The 18,599-nt window shown below is 74.5% G+C and carries 14 protein-coding genes; 2 read left to right on the top strand and 12 right to left on the bottom strand.

All coding sequences use genetic code 11. The annotated features are described in order from the left end of the window. Together LCD31_RS18245 and LCD31_RS18250 are read right to left on the bottom strand one after the other, a co-directional pair. Nucleotides 1-430 (bottom strand): DUF6779 domain-containing protein (locus LCD31_RS18245; RefSeq protein WP_374201668.1); only part of this gene is annotated, 430 nt, incomplete at its 3' end. A 147-nt stretch (nucleotides 431-577) separates the two neighbouring features. Then, nucleotides 578-1,042 (bottom strand): DUF3180 domain-containing protein, encoded by a 465-nt coding sequence (locus LCD31_RS18250; RefSeq protein ID WP_224959748.1) that lies wholly within the window; start codon nucleotides 1,040-1,042, stop codon nucleotides 578-580. Nucleotides 1,043-1,174: 132 nt separating this feature from the next. Here LCD31_RS18250 and LCD31_RS18255 point away from each other — a divergent pair, with 132 nt between their 5' ends. Beyond that, a complete protein-coding gene (locus tag LCD31_RS18255; protein ID WP_224959714.1) occupies nucleotides 1,175-2,119 on the top strand; it encodes a MerR family transcriptional regulator in 945 nt (314 codons plus the stop codon). Between the two features lie 43 nt (nucleotides 2,120-2,162). Here LCD31_RS18255 and folK read toward each other — a convergent pair whose 3' ends face one another. The 9 genes from folK to dacB all read right to left on the bottom strand — a co-directional run bounded on the left by folK (nucleotide 2,163) and on the right by dacB (nucleotide 15,882). After that, the gene (gene folK, locus LCD31_RS18260) at nucleotides 2,163-2,660 is read right to left on the bottom strand and encodes a 2-amino-4-hydroxy-6-hydroxymethyldihydropteridine diphosphokinase (RefSeq protein ID WP_224959715.1); all 498 of its coding nucleotides are present in this window, start codon (nucleotides 2,658-2,660) and stop codon (nucleotides 2,163-2,165) included. After that, the gene (gene folB, locus LCD31_RS18265) at nucleotides 2,657-3,040 is read right to left on the bottom strand and encodes a dihydroneopterin aldolase (RefSeq protein WP_224959716.1); all 384 of its coding nucleotides are present in this window, start codon (nucleotides 3,038-3,040) and stop codon (nucleotides 2,657-2,659) included. Before folB ends, folK begins: the two co-directional genes overlap by 4 nt. Next, complete coding sequence (folP, locus tag LCD31_RS18270) at nucleotides 3,033-3,878, bottom strand: dihydropteroate synthase (RefSeq protein WP_224959718.1); 846 nt, start codon at nucleotides 3,876-3,878, stop codon at nucleotides 3,033-3,035. The genes folB and folP overlap by 8 nt, the downstream gene beginning before the upstream one ends. Then, complete coding sequence (gene folE, locus LCD31_RS18275) at nucleotides 3,878-4,507, bottom strand: GTP cyclohydrolase I FolE (RefSeq protein ID WP_224959720.1); 630 nt, start codon at nucleotides 4,505-4,507, stop codon at nucleotides 3,878-3,880. Before folE ends, folP begins: the two co-directional genes overlap by 1 nt. An 88-nt stretch (nucleotides 4,508-4,595) precedes the next feature. Further along, a complete protein-coding gene (ftsH, locus tag LCD31_RS18280; RefSeq protein WP_224959722.1) occupies nucleotides 4,596-7,103 on the bottom strand; it encodes an ATP-dependent zinc metalloprotease FtsH in 2,508 nt (835 codons plus the stop codon). Nucleotides 7,104-7,322: 219 nt separating this feature from the next. Further along, the gene (hpt, locus tag LCD31_RS18285) at nucleotides 7,323-7,880 is read right to left on the bottom strand and encodes a hypoxanthine phosphoribosyltransferase (RefSeq protein WP_224959724.1); all 558 of its coding nucleotides are present in this window, start codon (nucleotides 7,878-7,880) and stop codon (nucleotides 7,323-7,325) included. Between the two features lie 35 nt (nucleotides 7,881-7,915). Then, a complete protein-coding gene (tilS, locus tag LCD31_RS18290; RefSeq protein WP_224959726.1) occupies nucleotides 7,916-8,932 on the bottom strand; it encodes a tRNA lysidine(34) synthetase TilS in 1,017 nt (338 codons plus the stop codon). A gap of 151 nt (nucleotides 8,933-9,083) precedes the next feature. After that, complete coding sequence (locus LCD31_RS18295; protein WP_255617646.1) at nucleotides 9,084-10,175, bottom strand: zinc-dependent metalloprotease; 1,092 nt, start codon at nucleotides 10,173-10,175, stop codon at nucleotides 9,084-9,086. 88 nt (nucleotides 10,176-10,263) lie between these two features. Then, on the bottom strand, nucleotides 10,264-15,882 hold the full coding sequence (gene dacB / locus LCD31_RS29605; RefSeq protein WP_224959730.1) for a D-alanyl-D-alanine carboxypeptidase/D-alanyl-D-alanine-endopeptidase: 5,619 nt from the start codon (nucleotides 15,880-15,882) through the stop codon (nucleotides 10,264-10,266). 327 nt (nucleotides 15,883-16,209) lie between these two features. On the opposite strand from dacB, the gene LCD31_RS18305 reads away from it, so the two are divergent. Beyond that, complete coding sequence (locus tag LCD31_RS18305; protein WP_224959732.1) at nucleotides 16,210-16,701, top strand: inorganic diphosphatase; 492 nt, start codon at nucleotides 16,210-16,212, stop codon at nucleotides 16,699-16,701. A 275-nt stretch (nucleotides 16,702-16,976) separates the two neighbouring features. On the opposite strand, the gene LCD31_RS18310 is transcribed toward LCD31_RS18305, so the two are convergent. Next, on the bottom strand, nucleotides 16,977-18,467 hold the full coding sequence (locus LCD31_RS18310) for a hypothetical protein (protein ID WP_224959734.1): 1,491 nt from the start codon (nucleotides 18,465-18,467) through the stop codon (nucleotides 16,977-16,979). Nucleotides 18,468-18,599: the final 132 nt, after the last annotated feature.

Here is an 18,599-nt window from a genome sequence, read left to right on the forward strand (position 1 = left end):
GCAGCGCGACCCGCTCGAACAGGACGTCCCCGCCGAGCATGTGCTCCAGGTTCTCCCGCAGGGCGCGCAGTTCGGCCTTCAGCGCCTGGATCTCCGCGTCCGACTCGGCGGCCGCGGTGCGCCGCGCCTCCGCTTCGGCCGCGGCTTCGAACTCGCGGCGCGCGGCGATCTCCCGCTCCAGTTCGAGCTCGTAGACGCGCTGCCGCTCCGCTTCCCGCTCGGCGGCCGCGGTGGCCTTGCCGCGCAGCTTCGCGACGCCGAACGCACCGAGCAGCGCCGCCCACAGCGCGGCGACCAGACCGAGCTTGAGCACCCGGGAATCGTTGCTCAGCACCAGGATCGCGGTCGCGGCGGCGGCGAGGACGAGGGCACCGACCCACAGCACCGACGGTCGCTGATCAGCGGCTGCGGAACGGGCGGAGTCGGACATGACCACACGGTACCCGGCCTTTATCCGATCGAGACCCGCAGGGAACGCGGCCATCCCCGGTTCGTCGGGGCGGCCCACGCCACGGCCGCCGAACGGAGCAGCGATTCGTTGCCGTGCAAGAGGAATCACCGCGTTCCGCGCCGGTGCTCAGCCCTCGTCGTCGTACGGCTCGTCCGGGTCGTCGGGATTGCGCAGGCAGTGCTCCAGCCACAACCCCGCGGCCACCAGCGCCACCGCGCTGATCAGGCCGATCACCGCCGCGGTGGTGTCCTCCCCCGCCGCCTGCACCGAATCGCGGATCGGCAGCAGGTAGCCGAGCAGCCCGAGCCACACCCCGCCCATGATCGAACCGGCCATGGAGGACGCCTTCGCCAGCGCGACCGCCCGCGCCGCGGGCAGCGCGTCCACCGGCTCGGTGCCGGGCTTGCGCTTGATGCGCGGCCGCAGCGTCACCGCCAGCAGCACGTCGACCACCGCGATCAGCAGCAGCGTCGCGCCCGCCAGCGCGGGCAGCCGCGGCAACCCGCCGTACGCGAAGCTCGCGCCCGCGTAGGCCAGGACCGCCGCGACCAGCGCCGCGGCGACCAGCTGCCGCGCCGGGGTGAACTTCATCCGCTCTTGCTGCCGTGGTGCCACGATCCCAGCATCGCAGAACGCGCGAACCGGGCGGCGGCAGCCGGTGGGCCACCCGGTCCGGAAAAGGGGCTTGAGCCTCCACCGGCTGGAGGGTCGAGGGTCTGGGACGTGGACGACGCGCAGCGCTACACGATCGGAGAGCTCTCCCGGCGGACCGGGCTGAGCGTGAAGACCATCCGCTTCTACTCCGACAGCGGTGTCGTGCCGCCCACCGACCGCACGCACGCGGGCTACCGGCTCTACGACGTGGAGTCGATCGCGAAGCTGGAACTGGTGCGCACCCTGCGCGAACTGGGCGCCGGGCTGGACGAGGTGCGCCGGGTGCTGGCCGCGGAGACCACGGTGCGGCGGCTCGCCGAGGCCCAGCTGGACCTGCTGGAGGACCAGCTGCGGCTGCTGCGGACCCGCCGCGCCGTGCTGCGGGCGGTCGTGCGACTGGACGGACCTACCGAAGAGGTGCAGCTCATGCACAAGCTGGCGACGATGTCCGACGCCGAGCGCAACCGGATCATCGACGAGTTCTGGGACGGGACGATCGGCGGTCTCGACGTGGACGCCGAGTTCGCGGCCTGGATGCGCTCGGCGAAACCGGCCTTGCCGGACGACCCGAGCACCGAGCAGGTGGAAGCCTGGATCGAGCTCGCCGAGCTCGTCTCCGACGACGACTTCCGCCGCGCGGTCCGCGCGCTGTGGGAGCAGCAGGCCGCGCAGCGCGCCGCGGGCGAGCAGTCGCCCCCGGTGCAGAAGCAGGAGCACGCCGCCCAGTGGTGGGCGCTGTTCGACGCCATCCGGGAGGCGCAGGAGGCCGGGCACGCTCCCGGCTCCGCCCGCGGCCGGGAGATCGGCGAGCGCGGGGCGGCCCTGTGGGCCGAGCAGCGCGGCGCACCGGACGACGCGGCGGGCCGTGCCGAGCTCGCCGCGGAGTTCGGCAAGCCCTACGACGAGCGGATGTCCCGCTACTGGGAACTGCTCGCGATCATCAACGAGTGGCCGCCGCACCCCACCACGGAGCGCCAGACCCGCTGGCTCGCCGACGCGGTGCGCGCGCTCTGACCCCGTGGACGGTCCCGCGGCCGGCGGGCCGTCCACCTGCGGATCAGGGGCGGAGCAGGAGGTCGTCGCGGCGGGTCACGGCCGCGACGTCCGCGGCGGGCAACGCCGCGATGAGCTCGGCGATCGGGCCGTGCCCGGGCAGCACCGCGTCCGGTTCCAGCACGGCCCACGGGACGAGCACCGTCGCCCGTTCCGGGGTCCCCGGGTGGGGCAGCAGCAGCTCCGGCTCGTCGCTGCGCACGCCGTCCACCACGACCACGTCCACGTCGAGGGTGCGCGGGCCCCAGCGCTGCTCGCGCACCCGCTCGGCCGCGCGTTCCAGCTCCTGGCCGCGCCGCAACCAGCCCCACTCGTCGACGCCGTCGGCCCGCACCACGAGCACCGCGTTGAGGAAGTCCGGCTGGTCCACCACGCCCCACGGCGCCGTCTCGTACACCGGCGACACGGCCTCGACCGCGTCCCCGAACCCGGCGACCGCGGACCGCAGGTGCGCCAGCCGGTCCCCCAGGTTCGACCCGAGGGACAGCACCGCCCGGCTCACGCCGCGCCGCCGCGGGCCGCGCGCCGCGACCGGCGGATCGTGACCGCCACGTCGGCGAAGGTCAGCGGGATCGGCGCGGACGGCTTGTGGATCGTCACCTCGGCCGCGTGCGCCCGGTGGTCGGCCATGATGCCGTCGGCGATCTCCGCGGCCACCGTCTCGATCAGGTCGCGCGACGGGCCCGCGACGACGTCGGCGGCGCGCTGCGCCAGCTCGCCGTAGTTCAGCGTCTGCGCCAGGTCGTCGGCGGCGGCGGCGCCCGCCAGGTCCGCCCACACGGTGATGTCGACCAGAAACTCCTGGCCGTCCCGCTTCTCGTGCTCGAACACGCCGTGGTTGCCGCGCACCCGCAACCCGGTCAGCGCGATCCGGTCAGCCAACGGTCCCTCCCGCGTTCCAGGCCGCGGCCACCGCGACCGCGTCCAGCGAACTCCGCACGTCGTGCACCCGCACCGCCCACGCGCCGCGGTCCGCGGCCAGCGCCGACACCGCCGCCGTCGCCGTCTCCCGGCCCGCCGCCGGGCGCGGCTCGCCGTCCGCGCCGGCCAGCAGCCCGCCGAGGAAGCGCTTGCGGGACGCGCCCACCAGCACCGGGAACCCCAGGGCCACGAACTCGCCCAGCCGGTGCAGCAGCGCCCAGTCGTGCTCCCCGGTCTTCGCGAAGCCCAGGCCGGGGTCGAGCACGATCGCGTCCTCCCGCACTCCCGCCCGCAGCGCCGCGTCGACCTGCGCGAGCAGCTCGGAGCGCACGTCGGCGACCACGTCGCCGTAGGAGGCCAGCGAACCCATGTCCTTGCTGTGCCCGCGCCAGTGCATCAGCACCCACGGCAGCCCGGTGTCCGCGGCGACCCGCGCCATGTCCGGATCGGCCAGCCCGCCCGAGACGTCGTTGATCATCGCGGCGCCCGCGGCGGCGGTGGCGGCCGCGACCTCGGCGCGGGTGGTGTCCACGCTCACCGGCACCCCGGCGGCGACGAGCTCCGCCACCACCGGCAGCACCCGCTCGATCTCGGTGGCCGCGGCGACCCGGTCCGCGCCCGGACGCGTCGACTCACCGCCCACGTCGACGATGTCCGCGCCCAGCTCGAACATCTCCACGCCGTGCTCCACCGCGGCCTTCACGTCGAGGTAGCGGCCCCCGTCGGAGAACGAATCGGGCGTCACGTTCAGCACGCCCATCACGGCGCAGCGCGGTGGCCTCGGCAGGAGCGCACCCATCAGGAACCTCTGATCAGCGACAGCGCCTCGGACCGGGAGGAGGCGGAACTGCGGAAGATGCCGCGCACCGCGGACGTCGTCGTGGTGGACCCGGCCTTGCGCACCCCGCGCATCCCCATGCACAGGTGCTCGGCGTCCACGACGACGATCACGCCGCGCGGTTCGAGCTTGCGCACCAGCGCGTCGGCGACCTGCGAGGTCAACCGCTCCTGCACCTGCGGGCGCTTCGCGTACAGGTCGACCAGCCGCGCCAGCTTCGACAGGCCGGTGACCCGGCCCTTCTCGTTCGGGATGTAGCCGATGTGCGCGACCCCGTGGAACGGCAGCAGGTGGTGCTCGCACTGCGAGTACATCGGGATGTCGCGGACCAGCACGAGCTCCTCGTGCGCTTCGTCGAAGGTGCGGTCCAGCACCGCGTCCGGGTCGGTGTAGAGCCCGGCGAACAACTCCTCGTAGGCGCGGGCCACCCGCGCGGGCGTGTCCCGCAGGCCCTCGCGGTCCGGGTCCTCCCCGGCCGCGAGCAGCAGCTCCCGGATCGCCGCCGCGGCGCGCTCCTGGTCGAATGCGGGCCGCTCGAAACCGCCCGGGGCGTCGTCCTGCCCGGGCTGCTCACCGAGACTGCTGGTCACGTGTCGTTCCTCCACCGGCTCACCGCACCGAAGAGGGGGACCGCCGACGTGCGACGGCCCCCCTCTTCCGGTCTTGTCGCTCGGGCGCTCAGCGACCGCTCTCGCCCTTGTCCTCTCCCCGCTGCTCCGGGTCCGGGGACTGCTGGGACTCCGGGGGCCGCTGCGGGGACTGCTGCTCGGCGGACCCGGCGTTCGCCGCGTCCTGCTGCTGGGCCGCACCCGCCTGCGGGGCCTGCTGCGCACCGGCCGCGGGGTTCTGCTCCGCGGACTGCTGCTGCGGCCGCTCCCAGGACGGGACCCACTGCTGGTACGGCTGCTGACCGGTCCCGCCCGGGGCCGTCGCCGGCGTCCAGCCGGGCGGGGCGCCGTAGTTCGGCGGCACCGCCTGCGGCTGGGCGTACTGGCCCGGCTGCCCCTGCGGGGGCTGGCCGTAGGGCTGCTGGCCCTGCGGGGGCTGCTGGCCGTACGGCTGCTGGCCCTGCGGTTGCTGCGGTTGCTGGCCCTGCGGAGGCTGCTGCTGGCCCTGCGGGTGCGGGAACTGCACCGTCCCCTGGCCGTGCGGCTGGTCCTGGTTGTGCTGACCGGCCGGAACGGCACCGGCGGGGACCGCACCGTTCGGTCCGGGCACCGGGTCGCTGAACCGCGGCGTCTCGACCGGCGGGGGCCACGGCTCACCGCGTTCGATCGCCAGCTCGCCGGGGGTCTTGATCGGCGGCTTCTCCGACGGGGTGCGCCCGCCGAAGTCGTTGAACGCCGTGATCCGGGGCCGCTTCTCGACCTTGGCGAAGATCCGCTCCAGGTCCTTGCGGACCAGCGTCTCCTTCTCCAGGACCTCCAGCACGAGCTCGTCGAGGACGTCGCGGTAGGTGTTGAGCACCTCCCACGCCTCGGTGTGCGCGGCTTCGATGAGCTTGCGCACCTCCTCGTCGATCTCGTGCGCGACCTCCAGCGAGTAGTTCGGCTGCTGCCCGGCGGAGCGGCCCAGGAACGGGTCGCCCTCCTCCTTGCCGTACTTGACGGCGCCGAGGCGCGCGGTCATGCCGTACTCGGTGACCATCGCGCGGGCGATCTTGGTCGCCTGCTCGATGTCGCTGGAGGCACCGGTGGTGGGCTCGTGGAACACGAGCTCCTCCGCCGACCGGCCGCCGAGCGCGAACACCAGGCGCCCGATCATCTCCGAGCGGGTCATCATGTCCTTGTCGTCCTCGGGGACGACGAGCGCGTGCCCACCGGTGCGGCCGCGCGGCAGGATCGTGAGCTTGTAGACCGGGTCCACGTCCGGCATCGCCCAGGCGGCCAGCGCGTGCCCGCCCTCGTGGTACGCCGTGATCTTCTTGTCCCGCTCCGAGATGATCTTGCTCTTGCGGCGCGGGCCGCCGATCACCCGGTCGACCGACTCCTCCAGAGCGGCACCGGTGATCAGCTGGCCGTTCTCCCGGGCCGTGAGCAGCGCGGCCTCGTTGACCACGTTCTCCAGGTCGGCGCCCGAGAACCCGACGGTGCGCTTGGCCAGGCCCTCCATGTCGGCGTCCTGCGCCAGCGGCTTGCCCTTCGAGTGCACGCCCAGGATGGCCTTGCGGCCGCGCAGGTCCGGCGCCGAGACGGGGATCTGCCGGTCGAAGCGGCCCGGGCGCAGCAGCGCCGGGTCCAGGATGTCCGGCCGGTTCGTCGCCGCGATCAGGATGATCCCGCCGCGCGAGTCGAACCCGTCCATCTCCACCAGCAGCTGGTTCAGCGTCTGCTCGCGCTCGTCGTGCCCACCGCCGAGACCCGCGCCGCGCTGGCGGCCGACCGCGTCGATCTCGTCGACGAAGATGATGCACGGCGCGTTCTGCTTGGCCTGCTCGAACAGGTCGCGGACGCGGGAGGCGCCGACGCCGACGAACATCTCCACGAAGTCCGAACCGGAGATCGAGTAGAACGGCACGCCGGCCTCACCGGCGACCGCCCGCGCCAGCAGCGTCTTGCCGGTGCCGGGCGGGCCGTACAGCAGCACGCCCTTCGGGATCTTCGCGCCCAGTGCCTGGTAGCGGCCGGGGTTCTGCAGGAAGTCCTTGATCTCGTGCAGCTCCTCGACGGCCTCGTCCGCACCGGCGACGTCGTTGAACAGCGTCTTCGGCATGTCCTTGGTGAGCTGCTTGGCCTTGGACTTGCCGAAGTTCATCACCCGGTTCCCGCCGCCCTGGACGTTGTTCATCATCCACATGAGCAGCAGCACCAGCAGGCCGATCGGGAGCAGGTAGATCAGCATCTGCGTCCAGAACGAGTCCTGGGTGACCTCGGTGTTCCACTTGTCGACGTTCGACTGCCGGATGTCGTCGACCACCGCATCGGTGGCACCGGCGGGGTATTGCGCCATCAGCTGGTCGCTGTTGGCGAAGCTCTGGCCCTGCTTGAGGGTCAGCAGCACCCGCTGTTCCTTGTCCTGGATGGTCGCCTCGGCCACCTTGCCCTCGGAAATCTGCCGGAGAGCGTCGGAGGTCGAGACCTGCTGATAGGCCTTCGTCTCGTCGAAGAGCACGCTGAGGCTCATGATCAGCGCTAACACCGCCAGGATCCAGAGCAGCGGGTTACGGAGCAGGCGCTTGAGGTCCATTCACTTGCGGCCGGCGGTCGGCCTCGACCCTCCCTGACTTCACTTCGGGCAACGGCACCGGTGAACGGCGCACGAACCGTCGCCGCCGTCAACCCCCTCGGACCAGCGTACCGGCCGCGGCGAGCGCGCCACCACGCCGAGCGTTGTGCAGGTCGGCAACCCTACCCCGGATCGGAACCGGACCTTTCTCGCACCCGGCCCGGCCAGCGGCAAGAGGGATCACCGCCCGGAGGTGTAGACCTTCGGGTCCAGGGTGCCGATGTGCGGCAGGTCCCGGTACCGCTCCGCGTAGTCCAGCCCGTAGCCGACGACGAACTCGTTCGGGATGTCGAACCCGACGTAGCGGACCGGCACGTCCACCTGGACCGCGTCCGGCTTGCGCAGCAGCGTGCACACCTCCAGCGAGGCGGGGTTGCGCGCGGTCAGGTTCTTCAGCAACCAGGACAGCGTGAGACCGGAGTCGATGATGTCCTCGACGATCAGCACGTGCCTGCCCGCGATGTCCCGGTCCAGGTCCTTCAAGATCCGCACCACGCCGGAGGACGAGGTGGACGAGCCGTAGGAGCTCACCGCCATGAACTCCAGCTGCGCGGGCCGCGGCAGCGCCCTGGCCAGGTCGGTCATGAACATGACCGCGCCCTTGAGCACGCCCACCAGCAGCAGGTCGCCCCCTTGGGCGTCCTGGTAGTCCTCGGCGACCTGCTCGGCCAGTTCGGCCGTCTTGTCGCGGATCTGCTGCTCGGTGATGAGCACTGAAGCGATGTCGCCGTCGTACACCGGACCGGCTTCCCCTTTCGCTGTTGGACGGACGTTCACCCGCCGATCACCCGACCGGCGGTTCCCCGTCCACCACGTTCCACCTGAAGCGTGCCATGCGTCCGGCGGAGCACAAAGCCGCCCGGAAGCGCGTGCGGGCCCTGACCGCGCCACGCGCCCGCGAGCGCGTCCGCCGCGCGCAGGTGCGCGTCCGAGACCTCGGCGACCCCGCGTTCCAGCAACCAGCCGCGCAGCACCCGGCGCCGGAGCGCGGGCGGGTGCTCGGCGAGGGCTCGCGCGTCCAGGCCCGCACCCCGTTCGACCTGCGCACGGACCGCCGCAGCGACCTCGTCGAGGGCGTCGGCGTCCTCCCGGAGCTGGCGCGCGGTGCGGGCGAGCGCATCGGCGACACCGCCGTTGAGGACGTCCTCCAGCAGCGGCAGGACCGCTGTGCGCAACCGCACACGCGTGAACCGGCTCTCGCCGTTGTGCGGGTCCTGCCACGGCGTCAGCCCGGCTTCGGCGCACGCCCGCTCGGTCGTCCCCCGCGGCACGTCCAGCAGCGGCCGCGCCCACGGCGGCGACCACGGGCGCATCCCGGCGATGGAGCGGGCGCCGGAACCGCGGCCGAGGCCCAGCAGCACCGTTTCGGCCTGGTCGTCGCGGGTGTGCCCGAGCAGCACCGCGCTCCCGTCCGGACGGTCCGCGTCCAGCGCCGCGTACCGGGCGCGGCGGGCGGCGGCTTCCGGCCCACCGCCGCCGGTGACCTGCACCGGCAGCACCCGCACGTCGGTGTAGCCGAGCTCGTCGAGCTGCGCGGCGGCCCGCTCGGCCACCTCGGCGGAACCCCGCTGCAGGCCGTGGTCGACGACCCGCGCGCACACCCGCAGGCCGCGGCCGCGGGCGAGGTGGGCGGTGGCGGCGGCGAGCGCCAACGAGTCGGCACCGCCGGAGCACGCCACCACCAGCGGTGCGTCCCGCAGCGCGGGGTGGGCGGCGAGGAGGTCGCGGACCGCGGTCCGCACGGCCAGCAGCGCGGGCCCCGCGGCGCGCTCGGATCGGCCAGGAGTCACCGGCCCATTCTCGGCGGCCCCCGCGGCGCGCCACGACCCAGGTCAACGGCCCGCCCGCGAACGGTGGTCCCGATATCAGGCCCCAGGTCCGGCGCTCAGCCGGGCCATCCGAAAGCCCGGCGGTCAACCGGGGCAGCCCCAGGTGCGGCGGTCAGCCGTGGACGCGGCGCAGCCAGGACGCGGGATCGGTGGTCTCCGCCCGGGTCGGCAGGTGCTCCGGGGAGGTCCACACCGCGTTGAAGCCGTCCATCCCCACCCGGTCCACGACGTACCGGGTGAACGCCGCGCCCTGCGCGTACTGGCGCATCTTGGCGTCCACGCCGAGCAGGCTGCGCAGCAGCCGGTCCAGCACCCCGCCGCCCTGGCGGCGCTCGGTGAACCGGCGGCGGATGGTGGCCACGCTGGGCACCACGCTCGGCCCGACCGCGTCCATCACGTGGTCCGCGTGCCCCTCCAGCAGGGTGGACAGCGCCAGGATCCGGTCCAGCGCGGCGCGCTGCCGCGGCCCCTGCAGCAGCTCGACCACACCGAGCACGCCGGGGCTGGACCGCGCGTCCGGCCCGGCGCGCACCCCGCGCACGATCGCGGGCAGCCTGCCCAGCAGCTCGCCGGGGGAGGAATCCAGGTCCGAGAGCAGCATGCCGAGGCTGTCCGCGAAGTGGTCCCGCAGCCACGGCACCGCGTTGAACTGCAACCGGTGCGTCGACTCGTGCAGGCACACCCACATCGTGAAGTCGTCGGCGGGCACGTCCAGCGCCCGCTGCGCGGCCACGATGTTCGGCGCCACCAGCAGCAGCCGCCCGGGCCGGGTGCCGCGCTCGCTGGGCAGGAACGGGTCGTACTGCCCGAGGACCTTCGTGCCCAGGTACGACAGCACCAGCCCGGCCTGCACGCCCGCGCCCCGGGCACCCAGCCCGCCGAGCGGATCGTCGCCGGAACCGGTGCCGCGGGAGCGCAGCGCGATGCCCGTCAGCTCGGAGAGGCCCTGCGCGGCGGCCCGCACCCACTCCCGCCGATCCACCACGTCGCCTTCGAGCACCGGCAGGTCCAGGCCGAGCCCGGTCAGCTCCCGCACGTGCGTTTCGGCGGCCACCCCGGCCCGGCGCAGCGAGCGGACCGCGTGCACCGCGTCCTCGCGGGGGACGTCGGGTCCGCTGCGCATCAACCGGCCCGCGGTCGCGGCCGCCAGGTCCCAGTCGAGCGAGCGCTGCGCGCCGTCCCGGCCGTGCGGTCGGGGCGGCAGCGTCGCGGATCGCGGAGTCACGGAATCGACCGTACTCCGGTCGCGACGAGCGGCGACACCGCTGGCCGAGCCCGGTGCGAGCCCGCGATCAGCGGCAACCGCACTGCTGGACGGCCGCGACGACCTCGTCGAGCGCGGGCCGGACCTGCGTCGGCGGGCTGGTGCTGTTGGACATCAGCGCGAACACCAGCAGCCGGCCGTCCTCGGTGAGGATCGTCCCGGACAGGCTGTTCGCCCCGTCGAGGGTGCCGGTCTTCGCGCGGACCCAGCCGCGGCCCGCGCCGTCGCCGTAGCGGTCGGCGAGGCTGCCGGAGCCGCCCGCGACGGGCAGGCCGGTGAGCAGCGCGCGCAGCTTCGCGCTCTTGGCGGGCAGGCCGCCGTCGCGCTCCGGTTCGGCGGCGGTGGCCATCAACCCGGCCAGCACCTTCGCCGGGATGCGGTCCTCCGTGGACAGGCCGCTGCCGTCGGACATCTGCACGCCCGTGAGGTCGACGCCGTTGCGCTGCAGCACCTCGCGCACCGCCTGCACCGAACCGGCGAAGGACGGTTCCTTCCCGGTCTTGATCGCGACTTCGCGGCCCAGCGCCTCGGCCAGCACGTTGTCCGAGTGGATCAGCGTGCTCTCGACGAGCTTGCGCATCGTCGCCGACCGCACCGCACCGAGCCGCTGGGCGCCGCGCGGCGCGGTCCCCTCGGACACCGCGGAGGCGGGCACGCCCAACCGCTGCGCGAGTTCCCGACCGGCCTGCTCGGCGGGGTTCTGGGTCCGCGAGTCGTACTCCTCGGTCGGGTCGCCGGTGCGCCCGCCGTCGGCCATCACGGACTCCATCGGCGCCATGATCCCGTCGCCGACGTCCCCGGGCAGCCAGCCGGGGGCCATCGTCGGCCCCCGGTAGCGGCTGTTGTCCACCTGGATCGAGGTGACCTGGCCGCCGGTCGCCGCCCGCACCTGCTCGGCGAGGTCGTCGAAGCGGCCCGCGCCCGGGTACACCGACTCCTGGCCCGCGGGCATCGTCGACAACGTCGGGTCGCCGCCGCCGACGAGCACCACGCTGCCGGGCTGGGAACCGCGCACCACCTCGGTGGTGAACCGGGCGTCGTGGTCGAGCTCCAGCATCGCGGCGCTGGTCGTGAGCAACTTGCCGGTGGAGGCGGGCATCATCGGCGTGTCCTGCTGCCGCTCCCACAGCGTCTTCCCGGACCGCACGTCGACGACCGCACCGGTGACCGGCGCCAGCACCGGGTTCGCCAGCGGGCCGCTGACCGCCGCCTCGATGCCGGAACCGCTCGGCTCCGGCGCGTCCATCCCGACCGGGCGGATCGACGGGGACAGCCGCACCGGAGCGGGCGGATCGGCCAGCTGGGCGGCGCTGATCCCGTTGATCAACGCCGGGACGCCGACCGCGAGACCCGCGCCCAGCACGACCACGGTCAACACCGCCAGCAGCACCGTGGCGCGCCTGCGCCGCGGCGCCGGGGCCGCTTCGGCGGGAGCGTCCTCGTGCTCCTCGTAGCCGTCGTACCGCTCGTCCTCGTGCGGTTCCGCGGGCTGGGCCTGCTCCTGGGGCCGCGGCGGCTGCGCGGGAACGGCGAAGTCCTGCGGCTGCGCGTGCCGTTGCGGCTGCGGGGGCTGCTGCTGTTGCGGTGGGCGGTGCGGCGCGACCGGGATGGTGCGCGGCGGCGGAGGTTGCTGCCCCTGCTGCCTGCCGGGCGGCGGGCCGGAGAAGTCGGGGCGGCGGAACTGCTGGGTGCGCTCCGCGTCCGAAGGGCCGGGCACCGGGCGCGACGGCTGCTGCGGCGCGGGCGGGACGATCGGGATCCGGGTGGTCGGCGGACCCTGGTCGAACGCCTGCGGGCGCGGCCGGTCGGCGGGGCGGTCCTGCGGGGGTTCGGTGCGGCCCTGCTGCTGCGGGTCCTGGGGCTGCCGACCCTGCTGGGGGCGCTGCTGCTGGTCGGGCTGCTTCGCGGCCTGCTGCTGGTCCGGCTGCTTCGGAGCGTGCTGCTCGCCGGGCTGCTTCGGAGCCTGCTGGTCCGATTGCTTCGGAGCCTGCTGCTCGCGGCGTCGAGCCTCCTGCTCCAGGTCGGCCAGGCTGAACTGCTGGGTGTCGTCGATCCGCCGGAACTGCTGGGTCTGCTCGGCGGGCGGCGGCCCGATCGGCGTCCCGGCATCCGCGGTGAACGCGGAGTCCACCGCGGGCGGCTGCTCGACGTGCGGCCGGGGATCGGTGGATGACGGCGGGGCGGCGCCCGCATCGGCGGAGAACGCCGAGTCCACGGGCTCGTCCCGGTCGTCCGCGGCCTCCTCGGGCTCCGCCTCGACCCGGGCCTGCTCGGCGGTCGGCCACTCGTCGCGGGTCCGCTCCTCGGCCGCCCGGCGGCGGTCGACGCGGGCGGTCCCGTCCTCGACGGCGGGGAGCCGGCCGGTGTCGGCGGTCGGATCCCGGTCCGTGCTCGGGGCGGTACCGCGGGTGGCGTCCGCGTCCTGGTCGGCCGTCGCGTCGCGGTCGACGTCGGTGGTCCGCTCGGCCGGTTCGGTGGCCTGGCCGCCGGAGGATGCCGGATGGCCGGGAGCGGCCGGGGCGTCGGTGGTGTCCGGGCGGTCGGCGGTGGTCGAGCGGTCGGCGTCCGCGGTCGTCGAGCGGTCCGCGGTCGTCGAGCGGTCGGCGAGGGCGCTGCGGTCCAAGCGTTCCGTCGCGGGCGCGGAGCGCTCGGTCGTGCCCGTCCGGCCGGAGTCCTGCTCGGAGCTCGGCGCCTCCGCGGGCACCGCCCGCTGCGGGCCGGTGGCTTCGACGTCCTCGGTGAGCTCGGCCTGCGCGGCCACCGCGGTGTCCAGCGGCACGTCCACCGCCGCGCCGGCGCCCTCGGCCTCGGTCTCGGAGGGCCGGGGCTCAGCCGCGGTCGCCGGCTGCTGCGGCCCGGTGGCCTCGGTGTCCTCCGCCGGCTCCGCCCGGCTGACGGCGGCGGCCTGCTCCGGGTCGGCCACCTCGAAGTCCGGCGCGGCGCGCTCGGTCGTCCGCTCGTCGGTGGCCCGCTCGTCGGTGGCCTGCTCGTCAGAGGTGGTCCACTCGTCGGAGGTGGTCCGCTCGTCGGAGGTCGTCCGCTCGTCAGAGGTGGTCCGCTCGTCGGAGGTCGTCCGCTCGTCAGAGGTGGTCCGCTCGTCGGAGGTCGTCCGCTCGTCAGAGGTGGTCCGCTCGTCGGAGGTGGTCCGCTCGTCGGAGGTCTGCTCGTCAGCCTTCTGCTCACCGACGGTCTGCTCGCCGGTGGTCTGCTCGTCGGTGGTCCGGTCGCCCGTGGTCCCGGCGTCCGCAGCCCAGCCGTCCTGAGTCCAGCGGCCCTCGGTCCAGCCGTCCTGGGTCCAGTGATCGGTGGCCTGGTCGTCGGTGGCCTGGTCGTCGGTGGTCCGGTCGCTGGTGGTCCGGTGGTCGGTGTCCTGGCGGCCCGTGGCGCGCTCGGCGGTGGTCCGGTGGTCCGGGGCCGAGTCCTCGGATGCCCGCTTCGCGGGCCGGTCCGAGCCGTCCTCCGAGGCGGAACGATCGGTCCGTCCCGGTGCGTCCTCGTCCACCCCGTCCGCGTCCTCGGCAGCGTCCTCACCGGTGCGGCCGTCCGCGGTGGCCGGGGAGCCGGCCGGATCAGCAGCGGCCGTGGCGCCGGTCGCCGAGTCGGCGGGACCGTCCGCGTCGGCGGGACCGGCCGCGTCGGCGGGACCGTCCGCGTCGGCGGTGCTCGCCGAGCACCCGCTGCTCGGCCGGGTCGCACCGCCAGTGCTCTCCGCATCGGATTCCGCGGCGGGGGCCGCCTGCTCCGCTGCCGCGCCGGTCCGCTCGTCTCCGGTGCTCCCGTCTCCGGTGTTCCCGTCCTCGGCGTTCGCCGTCTCGTCGGCGGTGTCCGCGGCGGTCCCGCGCTGCGCCGAGGTCGTCGAGCCGTGCCCGGCGGCGCGCTCCTGCGCGGCCGACCGCTCCGCCGACTCCGCCGTCGCCGACTCCGCCGTCGGGTCCGCGTCCGCGGAACCCGGATCCGTCGGACCCCGAGCGCCCGAGGGGCGGTCGTCCGCAACCGAGCCGTCCGAAGGGTGGTCAGCCGAAGGCCGGTCACCCGCGAGCTGGTCACCCGAAGGCTCGGCCGCCGCGTCCGCGGACCGCTCCTCGGACGACGCGCCCGAAGTTCCCGGTCCCGTCGCTTCCGCGTCCGAACGGTCGTCAGCCGAACCGGGCGCGGACGCCGCGCCCGGGACCGCACCGCGGAACGCGGTGTCCAGCACACCGGAGACCCGCCCGGTCACCTGGGACCCGGTCGTCTGCCAGCCGGAGAAGTCGTGCGCGGCGGCTTCCCGCCCGGCCTCGGGCTCCACCGAGCCGACGAAGCCGACCGGCCGGGAGCTGATCGAGTTCGGTTCGGCCTGGACGTCGCCGCGCAGGGAGCCGCGGACGGTCGATCCCGGACCCGTGCCCGGCGCGCCGCCGGACCCGTCCACCGAGGCAGAGCCGGTCCCGTCCACCGAGGCGGAACCGGTCCCGTCCACCGAGGCAGAGCCGGTCCCGTCCGCCGGCGCGGCGCCGGTCGCGGTCGAGCCGTCGCCGCCGGCCGGGGCCTCGTCCCGCTCCGCTGAGCCTTCCCCCTGTTCCTCGGGGTCCTGCGTCGGGAAGTCCTGCTCGTCGGCCGCGGGGCCCGCGTCCGCGGCAGCCGATCCACTCGCGCCGCCGGTCGCCCGGCTCGCTCCCGCATCGTCCGATCCGGCGCCGTCCGATCCGGGGTCCGCCGAGCGCGCACCGTCCAACCCGGCGTCCACCGGACGAGCGCCGTCCGATCCGGCGCCGTCCGTTCCAGCGTCATCCGATCCAGCGCCCGCCGAGCGAGAGCCATCCGATTCGGCGCCATCCGATTCGGCGCCATCCGATTCGGCGCCATCCGAACCGGCGTCCGCCGAGCGGGCGTCCGCCGAGCGGGCGTCCGCCGAGCGGGCGTCCGCCGAACTCGGGCCACCCGTTCCGGCATGACCCGATCCGTCGTCCTCCGCGTCGCCCTCGGGCAGCCGCCCGGTCACGGTCTGGTCCAGCGCGCCCGGCTTCGAGTCGGCGGCACCCCGCCCGGAACCCCTCGCTCCGGCCCCGTCCCGCTGCGTGCGCGAAGCGTCGGTCCCACCGACTGCCGCATCGCCCTCGGAGGAGTCACCATCGAAGTCGGCGGAATCGGCGTCAGCGGAATCGGCGTCGGCGGTGGCGGTGGCGGTGGCGGTGGCGTCGGTGTCGGCGTCGGCAGACTCAGCGCCGGTCGAGCCCGCTTCGGCGGAGGTGTCGGCGGAATCCGCAGCCGCATCCCCGCTCATCGCCCCGGCGACAGCGCTCCCCGCCGCATCCCCGTCCGATCCGGGCTCGGCCGCGGACCGCTCCTCCTCCGCGGCGGCGGAACCGGTACCGGCCCGCGCGGTGCCACCGGATTCCGCGTTCCCACCGGATTCCGCGGTTCCCGCGCCGTCATCGCTGGTGGAGTCGGTTCGATCGTCCTTCACCGGCTGTCCATCGCCGGAAGGCTCCGATTCGTTCCCGCGCGCGGGAGGGGCGGCCTCCTGGTCCTCGACCGGGAACCCCTCCGCCTCGCTCTCCGCGAGCCGCTGCCGCTCGGGCCGCTCGGCGTTGCCGCCCCGCTCGTCGCCCGGCGAACCTGCTGCTGAAGCGTTCGAGGACTGCTCGGCGGCATCGGGCTCGGACACCTCACCCCTGAGGCGGTGGGGTTCGGGCACGGGCTTCCTCCTCGACGGTGCGCAAGACTGCCAGATGCGAGCTGCCGCACTGCGGTGGGGCTCGGCGCGCGGCCGTGGTCCACACTAGACGTGGTCGTGCCGCATCACGGGCGGCCACTCCGACGTGTGAGCCTGCGGCTCGGCCTCGGGTGACGCCGTGCGGTGACTGACGAAATCATCGCAGGTCAGGACACTGGCGATGTACGGGACCGGGATGCGGGACCGGCCTGGCAACGGCGGCCGGACGGTCGGGCACGGTCTCGACGAGCAAGCTGGCTAGAACGAGTGAGGAACCGCGTGGACTTCGACGTCACCATCGAGATCCCCAAGGGGAACCGGAACAAGTACGAGGTGGACCACAAATCCGGCCGGATCCGGCTGGACCGGACGTTGTTCACCGCCACCCAGTACCCGGCCGACTACGGCTTCGTCGAGGACACCCTCGGTGAGGACGGCGACCCGCTGGACGCGCTGGTGCTGGTGCAGGAGCCCACCTTCCCAGGGTGCTTGATCACCGCGCGCGCGATCGGCATGTTCCGGATGCGCGACGAGAAGGGCGGCGACGACAAGGTCATCTGCGTCCCCTCCGACGACCCGCGCCAGGAGCACCTGCGCGACATCCACCACCTGGCGGAGTTCTACCGGTTGGAGATCCAGCACTTCTTCGAGGTGTACAAGGACCTCGAACCCGGCAAGAGCGTTGAAGGCGCCACCTGGGTCGGCCGCACCGAGGCCGAAGCCGAGATCAAGCGGTCCTACGAGCGGGCCAAGGAGCAGGGCGACCACTGACGCCCTGAGCAACCCGAAGGCCCTTCCCGATGGGGAGGGCCTTCGTCGCGTCCGGGGGCGGTCCACGCCGCCGGACGACCGGCCGAGCGGTGCCGCCCCCGCGGACCCGGCCCCGTCGCGGACCGGCGAAGCGGGCGCTGCTCGCCGCCCGCGCCCCGGATCCGCTCCACCGAGCAGGCCACCCGCACCGGACCCGGCCGAGCCGCACGAGCTCAGCAGGAGCAGCCGCGGCTCACCGTCGCCGTCCCCGGTTCGGGGCCGGGGGCCGACGGCGGTCACCCCTGGCGGCGCGGCACCGCGGCCACCAGCACCGAACCGAGCAGCAGCAGGCCCGTCCCGGTCCAGAACAGCGGGATCGTGTAGTACGCACCGCTGGTCTTGGCCAGCGGCGGAGCGGCGGCGCCCTGCGCCGGTGGCGCGGGCTGCTCGGGAGCGGGGGCCGGCGGCACGTCGCAGTGCACGCCGCCCGCCGGTGCCCCGGCGCGGGCCGTCTGCTCGCCGAAGGAGACCTCCGCCAGCGCCGCGTCCGGCATGCCGAGCGCCGTGCCCGGCAGCAGCTTCAGGTCGAACATCCGCGCACCGGCGCGCAGCTCGGTGCCGTTCGCCTCCTGGGTGAGCTCGCCGATGCTCAGCCGCAGCACCCCGAGGTCGAGCACGCGGTCGTTCACCGCCGGACCGACGACCGGCAGCTCGCCCGGCACGCCCGGCAGCCCGATCGGCAGGTCCGCCTGCGGGTTCGCCGCGTCGAGCTCCGCGAGTTCCCGCCCGCCCTGGGTCACCCGCAGCACCGGGGCCTCGTAGTCCACGGTGGACGTGGCCGGATCACCGGTGGCGGTGACGGTCAGCGTCGGCTCGCTCACCACGTCGACCCGCAGCTCCTGCGGCGTGCCGGACAGCAACCGCACGCTCGCCAGCCGCATCGTGGAGGTGGACCGCACCGCCTTGCCCGCCGAGCCCGGCACGTCGACCAGTTCGATCTTGGAGTGCGCACGCACCGCGTCCGGCACGTGCACCAGCGAACCCGCGCCCGATTCGGTCGGTCCCCCACCGGAGAGCAGACCGCCGAGCCGGGCGGGCGACCCCGGGGCGCCCGCGAGCGCCGCGTGCTGGTCGCCGTCCTGCTGCGGGGTGTCCGGCAGCGCGGGCAGCACGTTCACCGCCGACAGGCTCGCCAGCGAACTGCTCGCCTCCGAGATCGGCGAGACGCACGGTCCGAGCCGCTCGTCCCACCTGGCGTGCGCGCTGCCCTCCAGCAGCCCCAGCTTCACCAGCGCGTCCGCCGGGGACGGCGGCGGCTGCACGCCGGTGGTCGTCGGCTCGGCGTGGTCCGGCACCGCGGTCTGCGCGACCGACGCGCCCGGTACCTGCGGCGCGTACCCGCCGATCGCGGCGCCGAACGGCGAGGCCTCGGCGGTCGAGCGCTCGGTGGCCAGGTACGCCTCGGAGTTCGCCGTCGACTTCGCCAGCCCGAGCCCGAGTTCGAGCAGCGCCTGCTTGCGCAGCGCGTCCTCGTACGCGGGATCGTCGAAGATCGTCTCTCCCGGCACCGCGCCGGGCAGCACCCGCAGCACGCCGATCCCGGTGCCCACCTCGGCCGTGATCGGGCCCGGCTGGGCCGGCCCCTCGGAAGCCGGGGGCTGGTCCGGGTCCACCGGCGTCGGCACCGGCGTGGTCTGCGCGAACGCTGCGGGCAGGCTCAGCCCGGCGACGGCCAGCGACACCGTCGTGGCGGCGGCGAAACGACGCAGCGGTCGAGCTGATCGCATCCGACCTGCCTTCCCTAGAAGAAGTGGTGACGAGCGTCACCGAATCTCTCAACGACGGGCTCCCGTCCGAGTGACGCCCGATTTCAGCGCAACCGGTGACGCACGACCGGGCCGCCAACCCCTTCGCCGGGC

Origin of the sequence: Saccharopolyspora sp. 6M, from assembly GCF_020176775.1 — a bacterium.
In the GTDB taxonomy this organism is placed as follows: domain Bacteria; phylum Actinomycetota; class Actinomycetes; order Mycobacteriales; family Pseudonocardiaceae; genus Saccharopolyspora_C; species Saccharopolyspora_C gregorii.

Bases quoted from the DNA above. Each gene is read 5' to 3' on its own strand.
- LCD31_RS18250 (WP_224959748.1), bottom strand. From the start codon at position 1,042: ATGAAGTTCACCCCGGCGCGGCAGCTGGTCGCCGCGGCGCTGGTCGCG.
- ftsH (WP_224959722.1), bottom strand. From the start codon at position 7,103: ATGGACCTCAAGCGCCTGCTCCGTAACCCGCTGCTCTGGATCCTGGCG.
- LCD31_RS18310 (WP_224959734.1), bottom strand. From the start codon at position 18,467: ATGCGATCAGCTCGACCGCTGCGTCGTTTCGCCGCCGCCACGACGGTG.
- folP (WP_224959718.1), bottom strand. From the start codon at position 3,878: ATGGGTGCGCTCCTGCCGAGGCCACCGCGCTGCGCCGTGATGGGCGTG.